Source organism: Candidatus Dormiibacterota bacterium, assembly GCA_036495095.1.
GTDB lineage: Bacteria > Chloroflexota > Dormibacteria > Aeolococcales > Aeolococcaceae > CF-96.
This window is the reverse complement of record DASXNK010000194.1, coordinates 71,520-94,551: the sequence shown is the minus strand read 5'-3', so window position 1 is coordinate 94,551 and position 23,032 is coordinate 71,520. Positions and strand designations below refer to the sequence as shown.

Here is a 23,032-nt window from a genome sequence, read left to right as displayed (position 1 = left end):
GCGGTTCCGTGGTGCGGGCACATAGCTCAGTTGGTACGAGCGCTGCGTTGACATCGCAGAGGTCGGCGGTTCGATCCCGTCTGTGCCCACCACCCCGTCGACCCTCAGGCCGCTCGACCTCGCCCCCAGGATCCTCATCGGGCTGGGGTCACGCACAGTGTTCTGCACAGGGCGGCGGTGGGTGCGCAGTTCACCGGGTGCGCGTTATCCACAACGTCGACAGCCTGGGACAATCGCATGTCTGCAGTGGCCGAAGCGGATGTGCAGATCCACCCTTCAGACGCGGTTGACAACCCGCGCAGAGGCCGTCGACAATGCGCGGGCGACATGGATGGGGACGGGACGACTCGCGTGCAGACACAGACCACCCTGGCGCGCACCTGTGCGCGCCGGGGCTGCCTGTCGACGGTGAAGAAGCGCACCGCCAAGTACTGCAGCCGCGACTGCTGCCGCATCGATCCGGAGCGGCACGAGAAGCTCCGTGCCCAGGCGCTGCGCGCCGGCCGCACCATGGTGCCGATGTCACGCCAGCTGCCGATGCCCTTCGGCGGCCGCCCGATCTCCTACCAGGAGGACTCGATCGCCCGCCTCGGTGAGGGACGCGAGGACGTGCCCGCGGGCATGTCCAGATTCGCCGGCTGAAGCCGCCGTCTACAATGCGGCCCCATGGCCGACGATCCTGTCGACGACGCCGCGGAGGCCGGGCCGCCGCTGGAGGCGCCCGAGAGCCCGACCCTGGACATCCTGCGTCACAGCGCCGCCCACCTGATGGCCGCGGCCGTGGTCGACCTCTACCCCGGCGCGCAGTACGACGTCGGGCCCGCCATCCAGGACGGTTTCTTCTACAACTTCCAGCTGCCCGGCGGCGCCACCCTCTCCGAGACCGAGCTCGCCGCGGTGGAGGGGAGGATGCGCGAGCTGGTGAAGAAGCGCATCCCCTTCGAGCGCGAGCTGCTGAGCCGCGAGGACGCGCGCGCCCTGTTCACGGACATGGGTCAGCCGTTCAAGGTCGACATCATCGACCGCATGCCTGATTCGGTCGACAGTGTCGGTATCTACCGCACCGGCGACTTCGTCGACCTCTGCCGCGGGCCCCACGTGCGCGACACCGGGATGCTCAAGGCCACCCGGCTGCTCCGGGTCGCCGGCGTGTACTGGCGCGGCGACGAGCGCAATCCGCAGCTGCAGCGCATCTACGGCACCGCCTGGTTCACCAGGGACGAGCTCGAGGCCCACCTCGAGCGGCTCGCCGAGGCGGAGCGTCGCGACCATCGCCGGATCGGCCGCGAACTCGACCTCTTCAGCGTCAGCGAGGAGCTGGGCGGCGGGCTGGTGCTCTGGCACCCCCGCGGCGGCCTGGTCCGCGGCCTCATCGAGGACCACTGGCGCGAGGCCCATCGCCGCGGCGGCTACGAGCAGGTCTTCAGCCCCCACATCGCCCAGCGCACCCTCTGGGAGACCAGCAAGCACGTCGACTTCTACGCGGACTCGATGTACTCGCCGATGGACGTGGACGGCCGGCCGTACCAGCTCAAGCCGATGAACTGCCCGTTCCACATCCTCATCTACAAGGACCGCCTGCGCTCCTACCGCGAGCTGCCGATCCGGCTCGCGGAGCTGGGGACGGTGTACCGCTACGAGCGCAGCGGGGTGCTCCACGGGCTGCTGCGGGTGCGCGGCTTCACCCAGGACGACGCCCACATCTTCTGCCGCCCCGACCAGATCGAGGACGAGATCGGCAAGGTCATCGACTTCTCGATGGAGATGTTCCGCACCTTCGGGTTCGAGGAGGTGAGCATCTATCTCAGCACCCGGCCGGAGAAGGCGATCGGCACCGACGAGCAGTGGCAGGCGGCGGAGGCGGCGCTGGAGCGCCAGCTGCGCATCCGCGGCATCGACATCGTGGTCAACCCCGGCGACGGTGCCTTCTACGGACCCAAGATCGACATGAAGGTGCTCGACGCGCTGGGGCGGGAGTGGCAGTGCGCCACCGTGCAGTTCGACTTCTCCCAGCCGGAGAACTTCGGCATCGAGTACATCGGCGAGGACGGCGAGCGCCACCGGCCGGTGATGGTCCACCGCGCCCTTCTCGGCAGCATGGAGCGCTTCTTCGGGGTGCTGATCGAGCACTACGCCGGCCACTTCCCGCTGTGGCTGGCCCCGGTGCAGTGCACCGTCATCCCGGTGCAGGACGACGTTCCCGAGGTGGTGGAGCTGGCCGGATCGATCGTCGCGCGGTTGGCCGCGGCCGGGCTCCGCGGCGAGGTCTCGGCGAAGCCCGGCGAGCGCATGGGGGCGCGGATCCGCGAGGCCAAGCTCCAGCGCGTCGCCTACATCGTCGTCGTCGGCAAGCAGGACGTGGAGCGCGGCGACGGCGTGGTCAGGGTGGAGGACGCCCGCCGCGGCGTCAAGGAGGACGTCGCCGTCGACGAGCTGGTCGCCCGGCTGCGCGCCGAGGTCGAGGAGAAGCGGCCCCGCTAGGGCTGGCTCCCGACCACCTGCTCGAGGTAGGGGCCGAGCACCTCGCCGACGGTGGCGGCGGTGGCGTCCGCCGGGCCGCCGGGGAGCGCGGCGTGGCTGATCGCGAGCCGCACCACGCAGTCGGCCACCAGCCGCGCCCGGGCCGCCTCGAGCTGCGGCCAGGAGGCGGTGAAGAGCGCCGCCAGCCGATTGGTCGCCAGCCCGAGCACCGGTCCGCCCTGGGTGGTGACCAGGGCGAGGAGCCCGTCATTGCCGTCGCCGGAGACGATCGCGCGGATCAGGGGGTGGCCGGCGGCGGCGCCGAGGAAGACCTCGAACGCCGCCGTCAGTGCGGCCCGCGGGTCGGGTGCCCGGGCGGTCACCGCCGCCTCGACCGCGGCGACGAAGCGGCCGGTCTCCCGCAGCACGTAGGCCTGGGCGAAGTCGTTGCGCGAGCCGAACTCGTGGTACAGGGTCTGCCGGCTGACCCCGGCGGCCGCGGCCACGTCGGCCATCGTGGTCTCCGCCCAGCCCCGCTCGCGCATCAGGTCGCCGGCGGCGTCGAGAAGGGTGTCGCGGAGCAGCGTCCGCGCCGCCTCGGCGTAGGTCGGGCGTCGCCGCGTGGTCGGGGCCATGGTCCCGATCATGTCAGGAGGCCACGCCCCGGGTGGGGGCGCCGTGGCGGCGGAGGTAGCGGTCGCGGAGCCGGGGGTGGAGGTTGGCGAGGGTGACGTCGCCGCCGTAGTGGGCGAGCACCCGGGGGTCCATGACCCGGCGCCAGAGCGGCGGGATGTAGGCGAGGACCATCATCGTGCCGTAGCCCGAGGGCAGCTGGGGAGCCTCGTCGAAGTGGCGCAGCGCCTGGTAGCGGCGGGCCGGGTTGGCGTGGTGGTCGCTGTGCCGCTCGAGGTGGTAGAGGAGGAGGTTCGAGGCGACGTGGTTGCTGTTCCAGCTGTGGCGGGGGCGCACCCGCTCGTAGCGGCCGCTCGCCTCGCGCCGGCGAGCCAGGCCATAGTGCTCGAGGTAGTTCACCACCTCGAGCAGGCAGAGGCCGAACACCGCCTGGACGGCGAGGTAGGGGAGCACCCGGGGCCCGAAGCCGGCGACCAGGGCGGCGACCAGCACGACGCTCAGCGCCCAGGCGTTGAGCACGTCGTTCCGCAGTGTCCAGGGGCTCCGGCCGCGACGCCGCAGGCGGGTGCGCTCGATCTCCAGCGCGGAGCGCAGGCTGCCGATCACGGTGCGGGGCAGGAACTCCCAGAAGGTCTCGCCCAGGCGGGAGCTGGCCGGGTCCTCGGGGGTGGCGACGCGGACGTGGTGGCCGCGGTTGTGCTCCGTGTAGAAATGCCCGTAGCCGGTCTGGGCGAGGGCGATCTTGGAGAGCCGGCGCTCCACCCGATCCTTCTTGTGACCGAGCTCGTGGGCGGTGTTGATCGCGATACCGCTGGTGACGCCGACCGTGGCCGCCAGCCCGATGGCGCTGACCACCGAGAGGTCGCCGTGGGTCCACTCCCAGCAGGCCCACACCAGGGCGGCGTACTGGAGGGGGAGGTAGGCATAGGTGCACCAGCGGTACCAGCGATCGGCCTCGAGGGCGGGCAGCACGCTCTCCGGCGGGTTGGCGGCGTCGCTGCCGGCGAGGGCGTCGACCAGGGGGATGAGCCCGTAGGCGAACAGCGGTCCCAGCCACCACAGCACCCCGAGCCCGGTGAGCATCGCCAGCCCGCCGGCGAGAAGGGGCAGCACCGGCACCACCAGCCCGAGCGGCCAGAGGTAGCGCTTGCGGTCGCGCCATCCCGCGGCGTCCACCGCCGTGGTCTCCTCGGTCTCCACCACCAGCGCCGTGGTCATCCTGAGCCCTCCTGTCTGAGGCCCTGACAGGACCCGCCATCGATGCTCTGAACTTTACACCAACCGGTGAGCGTGTCAAGTCTGATGACGGGTGCAGCGTTGGTGTCCGCGCCAGCGGCCCGGGCCGCGGCCCGCGCGGGTCTGTTTTCGCAGCCCGGCTCGGTGGTATGCTTCGCCGCCGGACGCCCGTTCGGGCAGCCAAGAGGGCCCGTACCGGTGCGGACCCCACCTTCCGGGTCCGCCTTGGAGGTCCAGAAACCGTCTACTGGATAGCGGCTGCTGTCCAGTTTTTTGTATGTCAGGAGGGTCAGGAACCATCGCCTTTCGTGAGCTCCGTATCAACGAGCAGATCCGAATCCCGCACGTGCGTCTCTTCGACGACACGACCCAGGAGGCGTTCGGCATCGTGGCCATCGAGAAGGCACGCCAGCTCGCCGTGGAGCGGGAACTGGACCTGGTCGAGGTGGCCCCGCAGGCACAACCGCCGGTCTGCCGGCTCATGGACTACGGGCGCTTCAAGTTCGAGGCGCTCAAGCGGGAGAAGGACAGCCGCCGCGAGCACAACGTCGTCCGTCTCAAGGAGATGAAGCTGCGCCCGAAGATCTCGGAGCACGACTTCAACACCAAGTACGGCTACGTGCGGCACTTCCTCGCCGACGGCGACAAGGTGAAGCTCACCATCATGTTCCGCGGTCGCGAGCTGGTCCACCAGGAGTACGGCCGGCGGCTCCTCGACCGCATGGCCCAGGAGCTCAAGGACGTCGCCATCGTCGAGCGGATGCCGCTCGTCGAGGGCAGGAACATGATCATGATCCTGAGCCCGCTGGCCAAGAAGCACGCAAGGGTGATACCGGAGAAGGGCTCCGCCCCGACCGACCAGGAGGAGACCGATGCGGAGGCCGCGGCGGTCACCAGCCCTCCGGCCTCCGACCAGTCCTCGAACGGGAGCACCAGCAGGAACGATGCCGAAGATCAGAACCCATAAGGGCACGCAGAAGCGCTTCACCGTGTCGGGCACGGGCAAGCTGATGCGTCGCAAGGCCTTCCGGTCCCATCTGCTCGAGCACAAGAGCGCCAAGCGCAAGCGCGCCTACCGGCGCATGCACCAGGTGGCTCCCGTGGACGCGCGGCACGTGACCCGGCTCGCCCCCTACCTCGACAAGAAGTAACCTCGGAGGACCGGTTTCATGGCCAGGGTCAAGCGGGGCGTCACCGCACGCGCCCGTCACAAGAAGATTCTCGAGCTCGCCGAGGGCTTCTCGGGGACGCATCGCCGCCTGTTCAAGCCCGCCAACGAGGCGGTCATGCACTCGCTGGCGTACGCATACCGCGACCGCAAGCAGCGCAAGGGCGACATGCGGCGGCTGTGGATCGCGCGCATCAACGCGGCGGCACGGCAGAACGGCCTCGCCTACAACACCTTCATGCACGGCCTGAAGGCGGCCGGCGTCGAGGTCAATCGCAAGATGCTCTCCGAGATCGCCGTGCACGACGCGGCCGCCTTCACCCAGCTCGTCGAGGTGGCTCGCGGGGCGCTGGCGCCGGCGTGAGCCCCGACGCCTCGGCGACGGGGGGCACGGTGGCCCCCGCCGGCGGCGAGAACCTGGACGACCTCCACACCCTGGGGTCCCGGGCCCTCGACGAGGTGGCCGCCGCCGCCGACCCGGGCGCCCTCGAGGAGGTGAGGAACCGCTACCTGGGCCGCGGCGACGGCCTCATCAGCGCGCGCCTGCGCGGCATCGGCCAGATCCCCGACGAGGCGGCCCGCCGGCAGGTCGGCAAGACCCTCGGCGAGCTGCGCGGCCGCGTCGACGACGCCATCGAGGAGCGCCGCCGCGACCTCGAGCGCGCCGCCGAGTCGGCACGGACGGGCGCCGAGGCGATCGACCTCACCCGGCCGGCCCCGCCGCTGCGCCGCGGCCACCTCCACCCGGTCACCCGCTGCTCCCGCGAGATCCGCCGCATCTTCGGCCACCTCGGCTACACCGCCGTCGGCGGCCCCGAGGTGGAGTACGACCGCTACAACTTCGAGCTGGTCAACATGCCGCCGGGCCATCCCTCCCGCGACGTGCAGGAGACCTTCTGGATCGACGACGCCCGGCTGCTGCGCACCCACACCACCCCGGTGCAGATCCGCAGCATGATCGAGCGGGGCGCGCCGCTCCGGATCATCGTGCCCGGCAAGACCTTCCGCCGCGACTACGACGCCACCCACTTCCCGATGTTCCACCAGGTCGAGGGTCTCTGCGTCGACGAGGGCATCGCCCTGAGCGACCTCAAGGGCACGCTCGAGTACTTCGCACGGTCGATGTTCGGTCCCGACCGCGCGATCCGGCTGCGACCGCACCACTTCGCCTACACCGAGCCCTCGCTCGAGGTCGACGTCTCCTGCATGGTCTGCGGCGGCGGGGGCTGCGGGACCTGCCGGCAGAGCGGCTGGATCGAGATCCTCGGCAGCGGCATGGTGCACCCCAACGTGCTCCGCAACGGCGGGGTCGACCCCGACCGCTACAGCGGCTTCGCCTTCGGCATGGGCATCGAGCGGATCGCCCAGCTCGCCTACGGCATCGAGGACGGGCGCCCTCTCTTCCAGAACGACGTCCGCTTCATCCGCCAGTGAGGATCTCGCTGCGCTGGCTGCGCGACTACGCGGCCCTCGACGCCCCGCTGTCCACCCTGGTGCAGGCGCTCGTCGACACCGGCACCGAGGTCGACGACGTCCACCGCGACGCCGATGGTGCGGTGGTCGCCGAGGTGCTCGCCCTCACCCCGGTGCCGAAGTCGACGCGCGGGGTGCGGATCGCCGACATCGACGCCGGCCGCGCCGAACCGGTGCGGCTGCTCACCGGCGCGCCCAACGTCGGCGTCGGCGACCTGGTGGTCTGGGCGCCGCCCGGCACCCGCCTGCCCGGCTGGGAGCAGCCGGTGGGCACCCGGGTGATGTTCGGGATGGACTCGCCCGGCTTCCTCTGCTCGGCGGTCGAGCTCGGCCTCGGCGACGACGCCGACGGCCTCCTCCTGCTCGAGCGCGGCGTCCCCGGCCAGCCGGCGGCCGAGGTCCTCGACCTCGACGCCGTCCTCGAGGTCGAGGTCACCCCCAACCGCCCCGACTGCCTCTGCCACGTGGGCATCGCCCGCGAGCTCAGCGCCGCCCTCGGCGAGCCGCTGAACGAGCCGCCGGCCACCGTGCCCGAGGCGCTCACCTCGGTGTCACCGGTCGAGAGCCGGGTCACCGTTCGGGTGGAGGACCCGCAGGGCTGCCACCGCTTCATGGCGCGGGTCGTCGAGGACGTGGCGATCGGCCCCTCGCCGGGATGGATGCAGCGGCGGCTGCGCGCCGCCGGCCTCAACCCCATCAACAACGTCGTCGACGTCACCAACTTCGTGATGCTCGAGCTCGGCCAGCCGCTCCACGCCTTCGACCTCGACCGCTTCCGCCAGGCCACCCCCGGCGGCGGCGCCGCCGTCCAGGTGGTGGTGCGCCGCGCCCGCGCCGGCGAGAGCATCGTCGACCTCGGCGGCCGCGAGCACCAGCTCCAGGAGCACGACCTCGTGGTCTGCGCCGGCAGCCGCCCGGTGTCGGTCGCCGGGGTGATCGGCGGCGACGACACCGGCGTGCTCCCCGGCACCCGCACCGTGCTGCTGGAGGCGGCCGCGTGGGACGGCCCCAGCATCCGGGCCACCTCGCGGCGGATCCTCGCCAAGCCCACCGACGCGTCGATGCGCTTCTCGCGGGGGCTGAGCGACACCCTGCCCCCGGCGGCGATCGACCGCGCCGCCGCGCTCATCGCCGAGCTCGGCGCCGGGCGGGTGCTGCGCGGCGCCGTCGACGAGCACGGCGGGGCGCTGCCGCCGATCCCGCCGGTGGTGGTGCCCGACGGCCGGCTGGAGGAGATCCTCGGCTGCCCCGTCGACCCCAGCGAGGCCGCCACCGCGCTCGCCCGGCTGGGATTCAGCGTCGAGCAGGAGGGGGGGAGGCTGCGGGTCGCCCCACCCCACTTCCGCCGCGACGTGCGCATCCCCGTCGACGTCGCCGAGGAGGTGGGGCGCTCGCTCGGCTACGCCCGGGTGCCCAGCACCCTGCCGGGGCGGCGGCGGCCGATCGGCGACCTCGCCCCCCATCCCCCGGTCGAGGACCGGGTGCGCGACGTGCTCGTCGGCGCCGGCCTCGACGAGGCGATCACGTACTCATTCACCGCCCCCGCAGCGGCGGCCCGGCTGGGCGGGGCGGGCGAGAGGCGCTCGCCGATCCCGCTGCGCAACCCGCTCAGCGAGGAATGGAGCGTGATGCGCACCTCGCTCCTCCCCGGGCTCTGCGGCGCCCTCGCGCTCAACCTCAATCAGGGCCTCACCGACGTCTCGCTCTTCGAGATCGGCCGCGCCTACTGGGAGGGCGAGCGCACCGCGCCGCCCCCGGGCTCGACTCGCGACGGGGTCGACGCCGCCCTGCCGTCGCTGCCCGAGGAGCCGCTGCTGCTGGCCCTGGTGTCGCAGAGCGGTGATGGCCGTGCCGACACGGTGGCGGGCCGGCTCCGCCATCTCCAGTCGGTGCTAGCGTTCGCCGGCCATGACCTTGCCGGTGTCGACATGACCATCGAGCCAGACCGTATCCCCGGCCTGCGCCCGGGACGCTCCGGCCGCATCGTCGCCGGCGGCCGCCCTGTCGGCGTCATCGGCGAGCTCGAGCCCGACGTCCTCGAGGGCTTCGAGCTGCGCGGCCGGGTCGCCACCGCCGAGCTGCGCCTCGACGGCCTGGTGCCCGAGGTGCCGCCCACGCCGCGGTTCCGGCAGCCGCCGAAGTACCCCGCGGTGGTGCTCGACCTCTCCGTCACCGTGCCCCCCGAGGCGCTCGTCGGGAGCGCCCTGGCGATCGCCACCGAGGCCGCCGGTCCGCTGCTCGAGAGCGTCGACACCCTCGACGAGTACCGCGGCGACGCCGTCGGCGCGCGCAAGAGCTGGACCTTCCGGCTCACCTTCCGCGCCCCCGATCGCACCCTGACCCGCAATCAGGCGCAGGCCCGGCACGAGGCGGTCGCCGCCGCGCTCGAGATGCGCCTCGGCGCAGAGGTTCGCCGGTGACCCTGGCCATCGACATCGCCGCGGTGCTGATCATCTTCGTCAACGCCGTCGCCGGCTGGCGCTACGGCATCGTCGGCCGGATGATCGCCTTCGCCGGGCTGTACGCCGGCGTCGCCGCCGCCAGCTTCCTCGGCAACGGCATCGCCCACTATTTCTTCGGCCGCGGCTCCGCCACCGACCTCTACACCTCGGCCTGGACCTTCCTCGGCGTGCTCGTGGTGGTGGTCATCCTCGTCGAGATCCTCGCCGCCCTCTACGGCGACAAGGTCCGCTCGCTCACCGCCCTCGCCTTCGACCGCACCGCCGGCCTGATCGCCGGGGGCGTGGTCGGGTTCTTCGAGATCGCCCTCATCTGTCTGGTGGCGGTGTCGGTGGGCAACGTCAAGGGTGCCCCCGGGCAGCAGAACCTCCCCGGCAACCGCACCGCGGCGGCCAACGCCGTTCACAACGGCATCGTCGGCGGTCGCATCTACACCATCGAGCCGGGGGTCCAGGACCTCTTCAAGCCGGCGCTGCCCAGCGACCTCCCCGGGCACCTGGCCGAGCTGACCGCCCCATAGACCCGGCGGGCCTGCCCCGGGCCTTCTTCGCCCGTCCCACGGTGACGGTGGCCCGCGAGCTCCTCGGCTGCATCCTGCTGGTCGACGCCGGCACCGCCGAGGAGGTGCGGGCCCGCATCGTGGAGGTCGAGGCGTACCTCGGCACCGACGACGAGGCCTCCCACGCCCACCGCGGACCCACGCCACGCGCCGGCATCATGTTCGGCGCTCCCGGCCACCTCTACGTGTATCTCAGCTACGGCGTGCATCACTGCGCCAACCTGGTCACCGAGGTGGAGGGGAGGGCCGGGGCGGTGCTGCTCCGCGCCGCCCGGGTCGAGGCCGGCGAGCCCGCGGTGCGCCGCCGCCGCCGCCCCGACATCCCCGTCGCCGGGCTGCTGCGGGGCCCGGGCAACCTCTGCAGCGGGCTGGGCATCGACCGTGCCGACAACGGCATCGACGTCTGCGCCGCCGGCGGCCGGCTGGTGGTGCTGCCGGGCGGCGACCCGGTGCCGGTGGCGGTGGGCCCGCGGGTCGGGATCACCCGCAACGCCGACCCGCTCCTCCGCTTCGCCTGGAGCGGCGACCCGGCGGTGTCGGCGCCGCGCCTGCTCTCTCCAGGCTCTCCGCGCTCACGCGCGGAACGGAGGCCGCCTCCCCCAGGCCATCAGCTCCTTCGTCGCTGACCGCCCTCCCCCTGCCGCCGGCGCGTGGACGGCGGATCCGCGAGCGCTCTCCGCAGCCGGCGGCGCCGCCGCCAGAGCAGCATCCCGGGGAGCACGGGAACTCCGGCGGCGACCAGGGCGGGGCCGGTGCCGAGGGCGCCGAGGTGGCCGGCCGGCCAGACCCGCACCCAGGCGCGCGCCAGGACGTTCGCCCGGGGGATCAGCCCCAGCGCGCGCGAGTCCTCGGAGATGTTCCGGTTGTCGCCCATCACGAAGTACTCGTTCCTGGGGATGGTGAGCGGCTGCGGCTGCACCGTCGCGCGGCCCGCGGCGTCGCAGCAGTAGCCGTTGTCGGTCCAGGGGTCGCTGGCGGCCAGGTAGGGCTCGGAGAGACGCTCGAAGGAGGTGGCCCCGGCGGGCTTGATCAGCACCGCGGCGCGCCGGCTGCCGTCGCTCGACGACGAGGTGTCGATCTCGATGGTGTCGCCGGGCACCCCGATCACCCGCTTGATGAAGTCCTGGTTGATGTCCCCGGGCGGCTTGAGCACGATGATGTCGCCGCGCTGGGGCGCGTGCAGGTGGTAGGAGAGCTTGTCGGCGAAGAGCAGGTCGCCGTTGGTCAGGGTCGGCACCATGCTGACGCCGTCGACGCGGACCGTCTGCAGCGCCAGCGAGACCACCACGTAGAGCCCGAGGGCGAGCGCGGCCACCTCGATGAGGTCGCGCCAGGGCCGGGAGAGCAGCTTCCGGCGGCCCGCCACGCTCATCGCCGCCACGACCAGGCGGTGTGCAGGCAGCGGTTCAACGGGTTCTCCTGGCGGTCGGACGCGGCGCGGCGGTGATCGTGACACCGATGGGGAGCAGGGTGGGGGGACGGCGCCCGGCGAGCCGGGCCATGCCGGCCTCCAGCATGCCACCGATCGGTCCGGGCGCGGCGCCGGCGCGGCCACGGAGCCTCGCCGAGCTCATCGCGGCCTCAGCCTCCGGCGCGGCCGGTGCCGCCACGGCCGCCGCCGGCGCCCCGGCCGCCGCCGAGAAGGGTGCTGGCGTTGGGGGTGGGGACGGTGCCGCTCACCGTGGCGATCACCACGGTGTCGCCCTCGTTGAGACCGGAGACGATCTGGGTGCGCAGCGCGTCGGAGGCGCCGATCGTCACCGGGACGGCCTGCGGCTGGCCGTTGACCAGGGCCTGGACGCTGTCGGTGCCGCCGCTGGGATGGATCGCGCTGGACGGCACGGTGATCACGTGCACGGCCTGGTTGACCACCACCGCGATCGAGGCGGAGACGCCCGAGTGCAGCGACGGATTGGTGCCGTCGAGCACCACCGTCACCGGGAATGTGGCCACGCCGGAGGTGACCGTCGCCACCGGGGCGATGCCGGTCACCCTGCCGCTGATCGCCTGGCTGGCCCCGGCCACGCTGACGCGGGCGAGCTGGCCGACGGCGATCTGGTTGACCTGGGCGTCGCTCACCGCGCCGACCACCTGGAAGGCGCCGGGGGTGAGGATGACGATGGCGTGGGTGGTGCTGGAGCCGGTGCTGCTCGACCCGCCGCCCGCGGCGCTGGACGAGCCGGTCGACGTGGATCCGCCGCTGGCCGCGATCTGGCCGACGGTGACGTTCACCTGCGCGACCGCGCCGGCAAGGGGGGCGGTGAGAGTGGCCTGGGTGAGCGCCTTCTGGGCGTTGTCGACGTTGATCTGGTCGATCTGAACCTGGCTCTGGTCGATCTGCACCTGCTGGGTCGTGGTGCCCTGCTGCAGCGCGGTGAGCGAGCCCTGGGCGTTCTGGAGCTGCACCTGCGCCGCGCTCAGCTGGCTCTGCGCCTGGTGCTCGCTCTGCTGCGCCTTGGCCTGGGCGGAGCTGACGCCGTCCCGCGCGGCGGTCGCTGCGGCGGTGTCGCCGCTGATCTGCTGCGCGCTGGCGCAGCTGCCGGGCGAGGGGCTCGCCGAAGGGGCGGGGGTCGGGGTGGGGGCGGCCGGGCAGCTGTTGGCCCTGTCGGCGGCCAGCTTCGCCTGGGCGGCGGTGAGCGCGTTCTGCGCCGAGGTGATCGAGGTCTGGTCGATCACCTGGGTGTCGGCGAGCGCGGTCTGCGCACCCTGCACCTGGGTCTGTCCCGTGCGCACCGCCGCCTGGGCCTGGGCGAGGCTCTGCGCGGTCGGCCCCGCCTGGTCGAGCGACAGTCGCGCCTGGGCGCTGGAGAGGGTGGCCTGGGCCTGGGTGAGCGCCGCCTGGAGCGCGGCGGGATCGATGGTGGCGAGGGCCTGGCCGGCGGTCACCGCCTGCCCGGGGTGGACGTCGACCGCGGTCACCCGTCCCGAGGAGCCGAAGTCGAGGTCGGTCTCGCCGACCGGGGCGAGGCTCCCGGAGAGCGAGATCGTCTGGGTCACCGTGCCCAGGGTCGCAACCGCGGTGCGGTACTGGGTCGACCCGGAGGCGCCGTGCTGCGCCACCAGCGCCGCACCGCCACCTGCGACGGCGACGGCGACGGCGGCGGGCACCACCAGGCGGCGGCGGACGGTCAGCTTCATCGAGGGCCCCTGTGAGCGGCCCGCCGGCGGGGCGGGCTGTGGTCTGCGCCGCCATGCTCGCCGCCGGTCTCTTTCAACTCCATGACAGTCCACCGGCGTGACCGAGCTGTCACCTGCGATTGCCGGATGCCGGGAAAGGGAAGAGGGGCGGCCGCGGTGGCCGCCCCTCGACGCGAGGAGGATCGGATGTGCGAGCTATGGGCCGGGGGGCGAGGCGGCGCCGCTGATGTCGGCGCGGCGCTCGAGGTAGTCGGTGCGCTCGATCTCGCCGCGCGCGTAGCGCAGGTCGAGCTCGTGGAGGGCGGGGCTCGGCGGGGTCGCGCCGGGGGCGGGCGGCGGCTGGGTGCGGCGCCAGTTCCGGGCGATCAGCACCACCCCGGCGACGATGGCGGCGACCACCAGGAGGGAGAAGAGCCCCTGCACCCACTGGAGGTGGCCGGCCGGCCCGTTCGGAAAGTCGCGGTACCCCATGGTTGTCCCCTGAGCGGAAGGTCGTCGATGAGCCCAGGCTACGAGCCGCTTCCTTTCGACTCGGTGACAGCGGTCACCCAGGGGGCCGGCGCCTCCGCGACGGGGCGGCCGTCGCCGGAGCGCGCGTTCTTCTCGCCGCCGGCGCGGGGCCAGACCACGGTCATGCTGGCACCGCCCGTGGGCGACTCGCCGACCGTCCAGCGGCCGCCGGTGGCGCGGACCACCGCGTCGCCGATCGCCAGCCCCAGCCCGGCGCCGCCCGGCATGGTGCTGGCGCGGTGGAAGCGGTCGAAGACCTGTGCGCGCTGCTCGGGGGGGATGCCCGGCCCGGAGTCCTCGACGCTGAGGCGGACGTGGGAGCTGTCGGTGGCCACGCTCACCCGCACCTCGCCAGCCTCGCCGCTGTAGCGGCAGGCGTTGTCGAGGAGCACCCCGAGAAGGCGGTCGAGCCAGTCCGGCGGCGCGCTGATCGTCGGCGCCGCTGGACCGGTCACCGTCCCGGAGATGCGCTGGGAGCGGCGCTCGGCCACGGGGCGGAATCGCTCCACCGCGCCGGCGGCGAGCACCCCGAGGTCGACCATCTCGGCGTCGGGCGGGTCGGGGGCGGCGTCGAAGCGGGCCAGCCAGAGGAGGTCGTCGACCAGCCGCCGCAGCCGCTTGCTCTCCACCTCGACCCGGCCGAAGCTGACCCGGTACGACTCCGCGTCGCGGGGCCGGCTGAGCGCCAGCGTCGCCTCCGCCTCGATCACTGAGAGCGGGGTGCGCAGCTCGTGCGAGGCGTCGGCGGTGAACTCGAGCTGGCGCAGCCGGGCCCGCTCCAGGGGGGCGGCGACCCGGCGGCCGACCGCCAGCGCGCCGAGGAACACCAGCACCACCAGGATGGGGAAGACCACCACCTCGGCGACGAGGATGGTGTCCCGCGCCGAGGTGATCCCCGAGGTCGGCTGGCCGACCACCACCCAGCCGTCGGCCGGAGGGCTGCCGTTGACGCTCACCAGCGCCTCCGGGCCGCCCTGCACCCGCACCTGGGTGCCGGCGATCGAGATCGTCTCCGGCCCGGTGACGTGCCGGTCGGCGGTGGGGAGGTTGGGGACCTGGGCCGCGTTCCTGCCATAGGGGGCGGCGTCGCCCTGGGCGTTCACCAGCCAGACCACCACCGGGGCTCCGTAGCGGCGGCCGAGGGGGTCGCCGAGGTTCGGCTGGCCGTCGCCGGGGGTGGTGTCGATGGGCCGGCCATACTGCTGCATCGAGGTCAGCGCGTTGGCGACGTGCTGGTCGAGGCCGGCGGTGAGGTTGTGGCTGACGATCAGCACCACCACCGCGCTGAGCACCAGGTACACCGCGGCGACCGCGGCGGTCGAGCGTAGCGCCACCTGGGTCGGCACGGTCTGCACCCAGCTGCGGCCATCCTCGACCCAGCCGCTCAGGCGCTCCTTCACGCTTCCTCCAGCCGGTACCCGGTGCCGCGCACGGTGGCGATGCGGGTGCCCGAGTCGGGGATCTTCGCCCGCAGCCGGCTCATCGCCACGTCGATGGCGTTGGACCCGAGCGGGTCGGTCTCGTCGGGCCATGCGTGCTGCGCGATCAGCCGGCGGTCGACGACCGCGGGGAAGCGGCGCATCAGCAGCTCGAGGATGTTGAACTCGGTGACGGTGAGGGCGACCGGGCGCCCGTCGAGCTCGATCTCCCGGCGCGCCGGGTCGAGGCGCAGCCGGCCCCGCGCCAGCACCGGCTCATCGACCCCCCGCGGCCGCCGCTGCACCGCACGCACGCGGGCGAGCAGCTCGCCGAAGTCGAACGGCTTGACCAGGTAGTCGTCGGCCCCGGCGTCGAGGCCGGCGATGCGGTCCGGGGGCCGGTCCATCGCGGTCAGCATGATGATCGCGGTGGGACGCTTGAGCCGGCGCGCCGCCGCGACCACTTCGACCCCCGCCATCCCCGGCATCCGCCAGTCGATGATGGCGACATCGTAGTCGTAGAACTTCAGCTGCTGGAGGGCGTCGTCACCGCGGTCGACGGCGTCGACCAGATAGCCGCTCTCGCTGAGCCCGCGCACCAGAACGTCGAGAAGGCCGGGCTCGTCCTCGGCGACGAGGATGCGCATGCTGTGTGTTCCCCTGGTGCGGTGGCGGCGGACACAATATCCGACCCACGACCTTGCGGAACCATTACCCGAGTCGCAGGTCGAGGACCCCCGGGGTGGCGGCGGGCACCGCGGACGCGCGAGTCCCCCGACCGCAGGGCCTTGACAGCCGGTGCGCGCACGGTATCTTTGACCACGACCGCATCGGTTTCGCAGACGGAGGTTGACGAACTCTGTGATGCGTACCGTCTGGCAGCGCCTGAGGCGCGGACGGGCGGAGGGCTAGCGCCCCGGTCGACGGCGCGGGCTCCCGCCGCGTGCCGCCGGTGGCCGACCACCGGCAACCGTATCTCGCGGAGCGGCAGGCTCCGTGCGGGGAGCGCCGGCGCAGCATCGCCCGACGTCGACCAGTGGGCTCCGCACCCTCCGTTGCCCCTTCGGGGGCGGCGACCAGCCCGGCCGTCAGGTCGGGCGCCGAGGTACTCGGCACCGGGGGACCGGCCCATCGTGGGGCCGGTCCCTTCTCTGCAACGGCGGCCACGGTCTCGGTGGATGCGGCCAGCCTGTAGAGTTCGTCCGCCATGGGTCAGAGCATCGACGAGTTCGCGCGGGGGACCGAGCACCTGGAGGACCGGGCCCACCTCGCGGCGCGGCTCGACCGGGGTGATCGGCTGCGGATCAAGTTCGGGGTCGACCCCACCGCTCCGGATATCCACCTCGGGCACACCGTGCCGATGCGGCGGCTGCGGGCGTGGCAGGAGGCGGGCCACCTGCCGGTGATCATCATCGGTGACTGGACGGCGCGGATCGGCGATCCCACCGGACGCTCGGAGACGCGTCCACCGCTGACCCCGGAGACGGTGGCGGCCAACGCCCAGACCTACCTCGACCAGCTCTTCTCGATCCTCGACCGGGAGCGCACCGAGGTGCGCTTCCAGAGCGAGTGGTTCGACGGCATCGGGCTCTCCGAGATCCTCCGCCTCTGCGCCGGGCGCACCGTCGGCCAGCTGCTCCAGCGCGCCGACTTCTCCGAGCGGATGGCGGCGGAGCGGCCGATCGGCGTCCACGAGCTGCTCTACCCGCTGCTCCAGGGATACGACTCCGTGGCCGTCGACGCCGACCTCGAGATCGGCGGCACCGACCAGCTCTTCAACCTGCTCGCCGCCCGGGATGTGCAGCGCTGGTACGGGAGGCCGGTCCAGGACGTGGCCACCTTCCCGATCCTCGAGGGCACCGACGGGGTCCGGAAGATGAGCAAGAGCCTGGGCAACTACATCGGGGTCGCCGAGCCCGCCGAGGACCAGTACGGCAAGGCGATGTCGATCCCCGACGGGCTCATCGTCCGCTGGCTGACCCTGGCCACCGACGTGCCCGCGCCCGAGGTGGAGGAGATCGCCCGCGAGCTCGCCGCCGCGGAGGTGAATCCCCGCGACGCCAAGGCCCGGCTGGCCCGGGCGATCGTCGCCCAGTTCCACGGCGACGCCGCCGCGGAGGCGGCCGAGGCGGCGTTCCGACGGGTCCACGCGGGCGGCGGCCTCCCCGAGGAGATGCCGGAGGCGGCGCTGCCCACCGGCGAGGGCGACCGCGACGCCGTCGCGTTCGTCGCCGACGCGCTCCGGGCCGCCGGGGAGGGAGGCCGTTCGAACAGCGACCTGCGGCGCACGTTCGCCCAGAACGGCGTCTCCCTCCACGACCGGCCCGCCGGCCTGCGCCACCTCCTCACCGATCCGAAGACGCCGATCCGGTTCGCCGCCAACGGCGATTCGGAGCCCCGGGTGGTGGTCGGGGAGGGTGGGGTGACGGTGCGGCCGGGGGCGGTGCTCCAGCTCGGCAGGAAGACCTTCGTCCGGTGCGTCGCCGGCTGAGTCGCAAGGGGGCGCGCGACCGGCGTCTCAGTACACTGTCGATGGCAGGAGAGGCTAGAATTTCGGAACGTCTGTTCGGCGCGCCGAACCGGGGGGCGGAGGGCGGCGCGGGGAGGACCACATGTCCGGTCACAGCAAATGGGCGGGGATCAAGCACAAGAAGGCGATCGTCGACGCCAAGCGCGGACAGGTCTTCACCAAGGTCGCCCGCGAGATCACCGTCGCGGTCCGTGAGGGCGGCAACGACGTCGACGGCAACTTCCGGCTCCGCCTCGCCATCCAGAAGGCGCGTGAGGTGAACATGCCCGCCGACAACATCGAGCGCGCCATCCAGCGCGGCGTCGGTGGCAAGGAGGGCGCCCAGCTCGAGGACATCCGCTACGAGGGCTACGGGCCCCACGGCGTGGCGGTCATGGTCGATGTGCTCACCGACAACCGCAATCGCACCGTGGCGGCGCTGCGGAACATGTTCACCCGCTCCGGCGGGTCGCTGGGAGAGAGCAACACCGTCGCCTGGATGTTCCGCCAGGAGGGCGTGCTCCGCCTCGACGCCGGCGCGGCCGACCCCGAGGAGCTCGCCCTCGAGGTGCTCGACGCCGTCGACGTGGGTGAGGAGGGCGACGTCGCCGTCGACGGCGGCTCGGTCCAGGTCACGGTCGCGCCGACCCGCTTCGAGGAGGTCCGCCGCACCCTCGAGGACCGTGGCTACACCATCGAGAACGCCGAGGTCACGATGGCCCCGAGCACCTCGGTGGCGGTCGACGCCAAGCAGGCGCCGGCGGTGCTGCGGCTGCTCGACTCGCTCGAGGAGCACGACGACGTCCAGCAGGTCTACGCCAACGTGGAGATCCCCGACGAGGTCCTCGAGTCGGTTGGCTGAGGTGACCGCTCCGAGATGATCGTGCTGGGGGTGGACCCCGGCCTGGCCCGCACCGGCGTCGCCGTGGTCGAGGGCTCGCCGGGCCGGCTCCGCCTCCGCCACGCCGGGTGCATCGAGACCCCCGCGGGCACCCCCGACCCCGACCGGCTCGCCCTCCTGCTCGGCGCTCTCGAGCTGCTGATCGCCCGGGAGCGCCCCGAGGCGGCCGCGGTCGAGCAGCTCTTCTTCTCGACCAACCGCCGCACCGCGATGCGGGTCGGCGAGGCGCGGGGGGTGATCCTCTGCGGGCTCGCCCGCGCCGGCCTCGCGGTCGCCGAGTACACCCCGCTGCAGGTCAAGGAGGCGGTGGCCGGCTGGGGGGCGGCGCCGAAGCCGCAGGTGGCCCGGATGGTGCGCACCCTGCTCGGCGGTGCCGCCGTCGAGGGCCCCGACGACGTCGCCGACGCCTGCGCGGTGGCGGTCTGCCACCACCACCGCGCCCGGCTCTCCGGCGCCGCTCGGGCGCCGGCGGTGACCGGGGCGGGGATGACCGCCGGTCTCGCCGCCGCCGTGGCCCGGGCGGGGGCGGCGCCGGGGGGGTGGGGGGAGGCCCCCCGAAAATGATCGCGCTGCTCAGCGGCCGGGTCGCCGCGCTCGACGGCTCGACCGCGATCATCGACACCGGCGGGGTCGGCTACGAGGTGGGCTGCCACCTGCGCACCGTCGCCGCCCTCCACGAGTGGTCGGTGGGCGAGGTGCCGGTCACCCTCCACATCCACACCTCGGTGAGCGCCGACGCCATCCGCCTCTACGGCTTCCTCGGCGCCGCCGAGCTGCGGCTGTTCCGGCTGCTCCTCGGCGTGGAGCGGATCGGGCCCAAGGCGGCGCTCGGCATCCTCGGCCGCGCCGACCTGCCCACCCTGGTGCGGGCGCTGCGCAGCGGCGACGTCGCCCTCCTCGCCACCGTGCCGGGGATCGGTCGCAAGACCGCCGAGCGGATCGTGCTCGAGCTCCGCGACCGGCTCGACGACATGGCCCTGCCCGGCGACGCCACCGCCACCGCTCCCGAGCAGCGCACCGTGGCGGCGGCGGTCGAGGGCCTGGTGGCGCTCGGCTTCCGCGAGCCCGAGGCCCGCGCCGCGGTGGCCGCGGGGGTGGCCGAGAGCGGCACCGAGGTCGCCGTCGGCGCCCTGGTCGCCGCCGCCCTGCGCCGCCTCGACCGGGTGCCGACGTGACCGATCCCGACCCCCGGGTGGTAGCTCCGGCCGAGGTGGAGGAGGATCGCGCCGAGGAGTCCGCGCTCCGCCCCAGGCGGATCGCCGACTTCGTCGGCCAGCCGGCGGTACGCGAGCAGCTCGGCATCCTCCTCGAGGCGGCGCGGGGGAGGGGGGAGGCGCTCGACCACGTGCTCCTCCACGGCCCTCCGGGGCTGGGCAAGACCACCCTCGCCCAGATCATCGCGGCCGAGATGGGGGTGCGGCTGCGCACCACCAGCGGGCCGGCGATCGAGCACCAGGGCACCCTGGCGTCGATCCTCACCAACCTGGAGGCCAACGACGTCTTCTTCGTCGACGAGATCCACCGCCTCAGTCGCACCGTCGAGGAGGCCCTGTACCCGGCGATGGAGGACTTCGCCTTCGACTGGGTGGCGGGCAAGGGCGCCGGCGCCCAGGCGATGCGCCTCAGCCTGCAGCGGTTCACCGTGGTCGGGGCCACCACCCGGGCGGGGGCGCTCGGAGGCCCCCTCCGCGACCGCTTCGGCATCACCATCCGGCTCGACTTCTACGAGGTCGCCGAGCTCTGCGCGATCATCCGCCGCTCCGCCGGGCTGCTCGGGATCGAGATCGACGGCGACGGCGCACTCCTTCTCGCGGCTCGCGCCCGGGGCACCCCGCGGATCGCCAACCGGCTGCTGCGCCGGGCCCGCGACTACGCTCAGGTGCGCGCCGCGGGCCACATCGACGCCGCCGTCGCCGAGCGGGCGCTGCGCGTGCTCGGGGTCGACGCGGGCGGTCTCGACGAGATGGACCGTCGGGTGCTCGGGGTGCTCTGTGGCGCCTACTCGGGCCGGCCGGTGGGGCTGCAGACCCTCGCCGTCAGCGTCCAGGAGGACAGCGACACCGTCGAGGACGTGGTCGAGCCCTACCTCATCCGCCTCGGCTACATCGCCCGTACCCCCTCCGGGCGGCTGGCCACCGCCGGCGCCTACCGCCACCTCGGCCTGCCCGTGCCCCCCGGGGCGCCCGGCGCCGTCGCGGTGCAGCCGGAGCTGCTCTGAGCACGGACGCGGCCGGGACCGCGGCGGAGACGGCCACCGCCGCCTTCGACTACCCGCTGGCGCCGGAGCGCATCGCCCAGCGGCCGCTCGCCGAACGCGATGCCTCCCGGCTGCTCCACCTCCCGCTCCAGGGCCCTCCCGAGGATCGCGGCTTCCGCGAGCTGCCCGCCCTGCTCCGCCGCGGCGACCTGCTGGTGGTCAACGACACCCGGGTGCGCGCCGCCCGGCTGGCCGCCCGGCGGCCCGGGGGCGGCGCCGCCGAGCTGCTCGTGCTCCATCCCCTCGCGGAGGGGGGGTACGCGTGCCTCGTCCGTCCCGCCCGGCGGCTCCCGGAGGGCACCCGGCTGACCATCCGGCCGCGGCTGGAGGCGGTGATGGGCGGCCGGGTGCCGGGTCACCCCGGGGCGCGCTCGGTGCGGCTCGAGGCCGCCGGGGGCGACGTCGACGCGGCCATCGAGGCGGCCGGCCGGGTGCCGCTGCCGCCCTACATCCGCGCCACCCTCGACGATCCCGGCCGCTACCAGACCGTCTACGCCGCGGGCGGCCCGGCCTCGGCGGCGGCGCCCACCGCCGGCCTCCACTTCACCCCGGCGGTGCTCGCCGCCCTCGACGCCGCCGGGGTCGAGCGCACCCAGGTGCGGCTCGAGGTCGGGCTGGCCACCTTCGCGCCGATCCGCCACGAGCGGGTCGACGAGCACCCCATGCACGAGGAGCGCTACGCGCTGCCCGCCGCCGCGGCCGCCGCGGTCGCCGCCGCCCGGGCTCGCGGCGGCAGGGTGATCGCCGTCGGCACCACCGCGGTCCGGGTGCTGGAGAGCCGCGCCCACGACGACGGCACCGTCGAGGCGGGGGAGGGGACGACCCGCCTCTACCTGCGCCCGGGGGTGCCGGTGCGGGTGGTCGACGGGCTGCTCACCAACTTCCACCAGCCGCGCTCCAGCCTGCTGGTGCTCCTCGCCGCGCTGATCGGCACCGAGCGGTGGCGCGCCGCCTACGATCACGCCCTCGGCGCCGGCTACCGCTTCCTCTCGTTCGGCGACTGCATGCTCTGCTGGCGCAGCCCGGGCCCATGAGCGCGCTCACCATCACCGGCCGCGACGGCGCCGCCCGCACCGGCATGCTGCGCACCGCCCACGGCGAGGTGCGGCTGCCCGCCTTCATGCCGGTGGGCACCCACGCCGCGGTCAAGGCGGTCCATCCCGCCGAGGTGCGCGCCTGCGGGGCCGACATCCTGCTCTGCAACGCCTACCACCTGGCCCTGCGCCCCGGCGTCGAGCTGGTCGAGCGGCTCGGCGGGCTGCAGGAGCTGATGCGCTGGGACGGACCGATCCTCACCGACAGCGGCGGCTACCAGCTGGTCAGCCTCGAGGGGGTGGCGTCGCTGGACGACGACGGCGCGACCTTCGTCTCCCCCTACGACGGCAGCCGGCTCCGGGTGACCCCCGAGGACGCGGTCGCGCTCCAGGCCCGGCTCGGCGCCGACGTGATCATGTGCCTCGACCACCCGGTCGCCTACGGGGCCCCCGAGGCGGCCGCCGCCGAGGCCACCGCCCGCACCCACCGCTGGGCGGAGCGCTGCCGCCGCGCCCATCCCGGCCGCGACCGTCACCTCCTCTTCGGCATCGTCCAGGGCGGGTTCGACCCGGCGGCGCGGCGGCGCTCGGCGGAGCTGATCGCCGGTCTCGACTTCGACGGCGTCGCCATCGGCGGCCTCGCCCTCGGCGAGCCCCCGCCGGTGATGGAGGCGATGGCGGCGGCGGCGCTGGAGCGGCTCCCCGAGGAACTGCCCCGCTACGTGATGGGGCTCGGGACCGACGCCGAGCTCCTCGCCATGGTCGCCGCCGGCGTCGACATGTTCGACTGCGTGCTCCCCACCCGGCTGGCCCGGAACGGCACCGCGCTCACCTGCGGCGGCCGGCTGCCGCTGCGCCGCTCCGCCCACCGCGACGACCTCCGCCCGCTCGAGGAGGGCTGCCCCTGCCCGGCCTGCGCCGGGGGGTTCAGCCGGGCCTACCTCCGCCACCTCTTCGCCGCGGGCGAGATCCTCGCCCACCGGCTGCTCTCGCTCCACAACCTCACCCACCTCGGCCTGCTGATGGAGGGTGCCCGGGCCGCGATCGCCGGGGGGCGCCTCGCCGAGTACCGGAGGGTGGTGCTGGCCGGGCTGGCCGGGGGGATCGACTCCGAGGCAGCGGCGGTGGCCGAGGCGAGGCGGAGCGCCGCGGTGGTCTGCGGCACCGGTCCGGAGTAGGAACGCCTCGCCTCGTCTGGCGCGTGTGGGTCATTCAAGTCGCGGTTTCCGCGTAGGTTTTCCGTCCGGTCGGTCGTCTCATCGAGGAATGTCCAAGG

General features: G+C 73.7%; 23 protein-coding genes, 1 tRNA gene and 1 pseudogene. 17 read left to right on the top strand and 8 right to left on the bottom strand.

The window, feature by feature from the left end; translation table 11 throughout:
* The first annotated feature begins 15 nt into the window (after window positions 1–15).
* From VGL20_19600 to thrS, 3 genes are all read left to right on the top strand, one after another.
* A tRNA-Val gene (locus VGL20_19600) sits at window positions 16–92 on the top strand.
* A gap of 259 nt (window positions 93–351) precedes the next feature.
* A complete protein-coding gene (locus VGL20_19595; protein HEY2705892.1) occupies window positions 352–642 on the top strand; it encodes a hypothetical protein in 291 nt (96 codons plus the stop codon).
* Between the two features lie 24 nt (window positions 643–666).
* Window positions 667–2,481, top strand: a complete 1,815-nt coding sequence (thrS, locus tag VGL20_19590) for a threonine--tRNA ligase (GenBank protein ID HEY2705891.1) — start codon at window positions 667–669, stop codon at window positions 2,479–2,481.
* Here the strand turns inward: thrS and VGL20_19585 are convergent.
* Window positions 2,478–3,095: a TetR family transcriptional regulator gene (locus VGL20_19585; GenBank protein HEY2705890.1), complete on the bottom strand. Its 618-nt coding sequence runs from the start codon at window positions 3,093–3,095 to the stop codon at window positions 2,478–2,480. The two genes, thrS and VGL20_19585, sit on opposite strands and share 4 nt — an antisense overlap.
* 13 nt (window positions 3,096–3,108) lie before the next feature.
* Window positions 3,109–4,311: an alkane 1-monooxygenase gene (locus VGL20_19580; GenBank protein HEY2705889.1), complete on the bottom strand. Its 1,203-nt coding sequence runs from the start codon at window positions 4,309–4,311 to the stop codon at window positions 3,109–3,111.
* Between the two features lie 295 nt (window positions 4,312–4,606).
* Here VGL20_19580 and infC point away from each other — a divergent pair, with 295 nt between their 5' ends.
* From infC to VGL20_19545, 7 genes are read left to right on the top strand one after another with little or no spacing between them, the layout of a single operon-like run.
* The gene (gene infC / locus VGL20_19575) at window positions 4,607–5,296 is read left to right on the top strand and encodes a translation initiation factor IF-3 (GenBank protein ID HEY2705888.1); all 690 of its coding nucleotides are present in this window, start codon (window positions 4,607–4,609) and stop codon (window positions 5,294–5,296) included.
* Window positions 5,274–5,480 carry a 50S ribosomal protein L35 gene (gene rpmI / locus VGL20_19570; GenBank protein ID HEY2705887.1) on the top strand — a complete coding sequence of 69 codons (207 nt, stop codon included), beginning with the start codon at window positions 5,274–5,276 and terminating at the stop codon, window positions 5,478–5,480. The genes infC and rpmI overlap by 23 nt, the downstream gene beginning before the upstream one ends.
* Window positions 5,481–5,498: 18 nt before the next feature.
* Window positions 5,499–5,861 (top strand): 50S ribosomal protein L20, encoded by a 363-nt coding sequence (gene rplT / locus VGL20_19565; GenBank protein ID HEY2705886.1) that lies wholly within the window; start codon window positions 5,499–5,501, stop codon window positions 5,859–5,861.
* Between the two features lie 53 nt (window positions 5,862–5,914).
* Window positions 5,915–6,931, top strand: a complete 1,017-nt coding sequence (gene pheS / locus VGL20_19560; GenBank protein ID HEY2705885.1) for a phenylalanine--tRNA ligase subunit alpha — start codon at window positions 5,915–5,917, stop codon at window positions 6,929–6,931.
* A complete protein-coding gene (gene pheT, locus VGL20_19555; GenBank protein ID HEY2705884.1) occupies window positions 6,928–9,390 on the top strand; it encodes a phenylalanine--tRNA ligase subunit beta in 2,463 nt (820 codons plus the stop codon). Before pheS ends, pheT begins: the two co-directional genes overlap by 4 nt.
* Complete coding sequence (locus VGL20_19550; protein ID HEY2705883.1) at window positions 9,387–9,950, top strand: CvpA family protein; 564 nt, start codon at window positions 9,387–9,389, stop codon at window positions 9,948–9,950. The genes pheT and VGL20_19550 overlap by 4 nt, the downstream gene beginning before the upstream one ends.
* Window positions 9,947–10,615: a DNA-3-methyladenine glycosylase gene (locus tag VGL20_19545; protein HEY2705882.1), complete on the top strand. Its 669-nt coding sequence runs from the start codon at window positions 9,947–9,949 to the stop codon at window positions 10,613–10,615. Before VGL20_19550 ends, VGL20_19545 begins: the two co-directional genes overlap by 4 nt.
* Here VGL20_19545 and lepB read toward each other — a convergent pair.
* The 6 genes from lepB to VGL20_19515 all read right to left on the bottom strand — a co-directional run bounded on the left by lepB (window position 10,597) and on the right by VGL20_19515 (window position 15,702).
* A complete protein-coding gene (lepB, locus tag VGL20_19540) occupies window positions 10,597–11,361 on the bottom strand; it encodes a signal peptidase I (GenBank protein HEY2705881.1) in 765 nt (254 codons plus the stop codon). The genes VGL20_19545 and lepB overlap by 19 nt on opposite strands.
* A 34-nt stretch (window positions 11,362–11,395) precedes the next feature.
* A complete protein-coding gene (locus VGL20_19535; protein HEY2705880.1) occupies window positions 11,396–11,563 on the bottom strand; it encodes a hypothetical protein in 168 nt (55 codons plus the stop codon).
* 7 nt (window positions 11,564–11,570) lie between these two features.
* Window positions 11,571–13,127 carry a biotin/lipoyl-binding protein gene (locus VGL20_19530; GenBank protein HEY2705879.1) on the bottom strand — a complete coding sequence of 519 codons (1,557 nt, stop codon included), beginning with the start codon at window positions 13,125–13,127 and terminating at the stop codon, window positions 11,571–11,573.
* A gap of 195 nt (window positions 13,128–13,322) precedes the next feature.
* Window positions 13,323–13,598 carry a hypothetical protein gene (locus tag VGL20_19525; GenBank protein HEY2705878.1) on the bottom strand — a complete coding sequence of 92 codons (276 nt, stop codon included), beginning with the start codon at window positions 13,596–13,598 and terminating at the stop codon, window positions 13,323–13,325.
* 38 nt (window positions 13,599–13,636) lie between these two features.
* Window positions 13,637–15,037: a HAMP domain-containing sensor histidine kinase gene (locus VGL20_19520; GenBank protein HEY2705877.1), complete on the bottom strand. Its 1,401-nt coding sequence runs from the start codon at window positions 15,035–15,037 to the stop codon at window positions 13,637–13,639.
* Entirely contained in the window at window positions 15,034–15,702 is a 669-nt protein-coding gene (locus VGL20_19515; protein ID HEY2705876.1) for a response regulator transcription factor, read from the bottom strand. The genes VGL20_19520 and VGL20_19515 overlap by 4 nt, the downstream gene beginning before the upstream one ends.
* 560 nt (window positions 15,703–16,262) lie before the next feature.
* Here VGL20_19515 and tyrS point away from each other — a divergent pair.
* The 7 genes and pseudogenes from tyrS to tgt all read left to right on the top strand — a co-directional run bounded on the left by tyrS (window position 16,263) and on the right by tgt (window position 22,934).
* A complete protein-coding gene (tyrS, locus tag VGL20_19510) occupies window positions 16,263–17,546 on the top strand; it encodes a tyrosine--tRNA ligase (GenBank protein ID HEY2705875.1) in 1,284 nt (427 codons plus the stop codon).
* Window positions 17,547–17,667: 121 nt separating this feature from the next.
* Window positions 17,668–18,426 carry a YebC/PmpR family DNA-binding transcriptional regulator gene (locus VGL20_19505; GenBank protein HEY2705874.1) on the top strand — a complete coding sequence of 253 codons (759 nt, stop codon included), beginning with the start codon at window positions 17,668–17,670 and terminating at the stop codon, window positions 18,424–18,426.
* Between the two features lie 15 nt (window positions 18,427–18,441).
* Window positions 18,442–18,900, top strand: a pseudogene (gene ruvC, locus VGL20_19500) (crossover junction endodeoxyribonuclease RuvC).
* Window positions 18,901–19,025: 125 nt separating this feature from the next.
* Window positions 19,026–19,640, top strand: a complete 615-nt coding sequence (gene ruvA / locus VGL20_19495; protein HEY2705873.1) for a Holliday junction branch migration protein RuvA — start codon at window positions 19,026–19,028, stop codon at window positions 19,638–19,640.
* Window positions 19,637–20,683 carry a Holliday junction branch migration DNA helicase RuvB gene (ruvB, locus tag VGL20_19490; GenBank protein ID HEY2705872.1) on the top strand — a complete coding sequence of 349 codons (1,047 nt, stop codon included), beginning with the start codon at window positions 19,637–19,639 and terminating at the stop codon, window positions 20,681–20,683. The genes ruvA and ruvB overlap by 4 nt, the downstream gene beginning before the upstream one ends.
* Complete coding sequence (gene queA, locus VGL20_19485) at window positions 20,680–21,756, top strand: tRNA preQ1(34) S-adenosylmethionine ribosyltransferase-isomerase QueA (GenBank protein HEY2705871.1); 1,077 nt, start codon at window positions 20,680–20,682, stop codon at window positions 21,754–21,756. Before ruvB ends, queA begins: the two co-directional genes overlap by 4 nt.
* Window positions 21,753–22,934, top strand: coding sequence for a tRNA guanosine(34) transglycosylase Tgt (gene tgt / locus VGL20_19480; GenBank protein ID HEY2705870.1), 1,182 nt, complete (start codon window positions 21,753–21,755; stop codon window positions 22,932–22,934). Before queA ends, tgt begins: the two co-directional genes overlap by 4 nt.
* Window positions 22,935–23,032 lie beyond the last annotated feature (98 nt).

Coding starts and splice junctions, on each gene's coding strand:
- VGL20_19535 (HEY2705880.1), bottom strand. CDS start 11,563: ATGAGCTCGGCGAGGCTCCGTGGCCGCGCCGGCGCCGCGCCCGGACCG.
- VGL20_19515 (HEY2705876.1), bottom strand. CDS start 15,702: ATGCGCATCCTCGTCGCCGAGGACGAGCCCGGCCTTCTCGACGTTCTG.
- VGL20_19585 (HEY2705890.1), bottom strand. CDS start 3,095: ATGGCCCCGACCACGCGGCGACGCCCGACCTACGCCGAGGCGGCGCGG.
- infC (HEY2705888.1), top strand. CDS start 4,607: ATGTCAGGAGGGTCAGGAACCATCGCCTTTCGTGAGCTCCGTATCAAC.
- VGL20_19525 (HEY2705878.1), bottom strand. CDS start 13,598: ATGGGGTACCGCGACTTTCCGAACGGGCCGGCCGGCCACCTCCAGTGG.
- tyrS (HEY2705875.1), top strand. CDS start 16,263: ATGGGTCAGAGCATCGACGAGTTCGCGCGGGGGACCGAGCACCTGGAG.
- lepB (HEY2705881.1), bottom strand. CDS start 11,361: ATGAGCGTGGCGGGCCGCCGGAAGCTGCTCTCCCGGCCCTGGCGCGAC.
- thrS (HEY2705891.1), top strand. CDS start 667: ATGGCCGACGATCCTGTCGACGACGCCGCGGAGGCCGGGCCGCCGCTG.
- VGL20_19530 (HEY2705879.1), bottom strand. CDS start 13,127: ATGAAGCTGACCGTCCGCCGCCGCCTGGTGGTGCCCGCCGCCGTCGCC.
- rplT (HEY2705886.1), top strand. CDS start 5,499: ATGGCCAGGGTCAAGCGGGGCGTCACCGCACGCGCCCGTCACAAGAAG.
- ruvA (HEY2705873.1), top strand. CDS start 19,026: ATGATCGCGCTGCTCAGCGGCCGGGTCGCCGCGCTCGACGGCTCGACC.
- VGL20_19580 (HEY2705889.1), bottom strand. CDS start 4,311: ATGACCACGGCGCTGGTGGTGGAGACCGAGGAGACCACGGCGGTGGAC.
- VGL20_19505 (HEY2705874.1), top strand. CDS start 17,668: ATGTCCGGTCACAGCAAATGGGCGGGGATCAAGCACAAGAAGGCGATC.
- tgt (HEY2705870.1), top strand. CDS start 21,753: ATGAGCGCGCTCACCATCACCGGCCGCGACGGCGCCGCCCGCACCGGC.
- rpmI (HEY2705887.1), top strand. CDS start 5,274: ATGCCGAAGATCAGAACCCATAAGGGCACGCAGAAGCGCTTCACCGTG.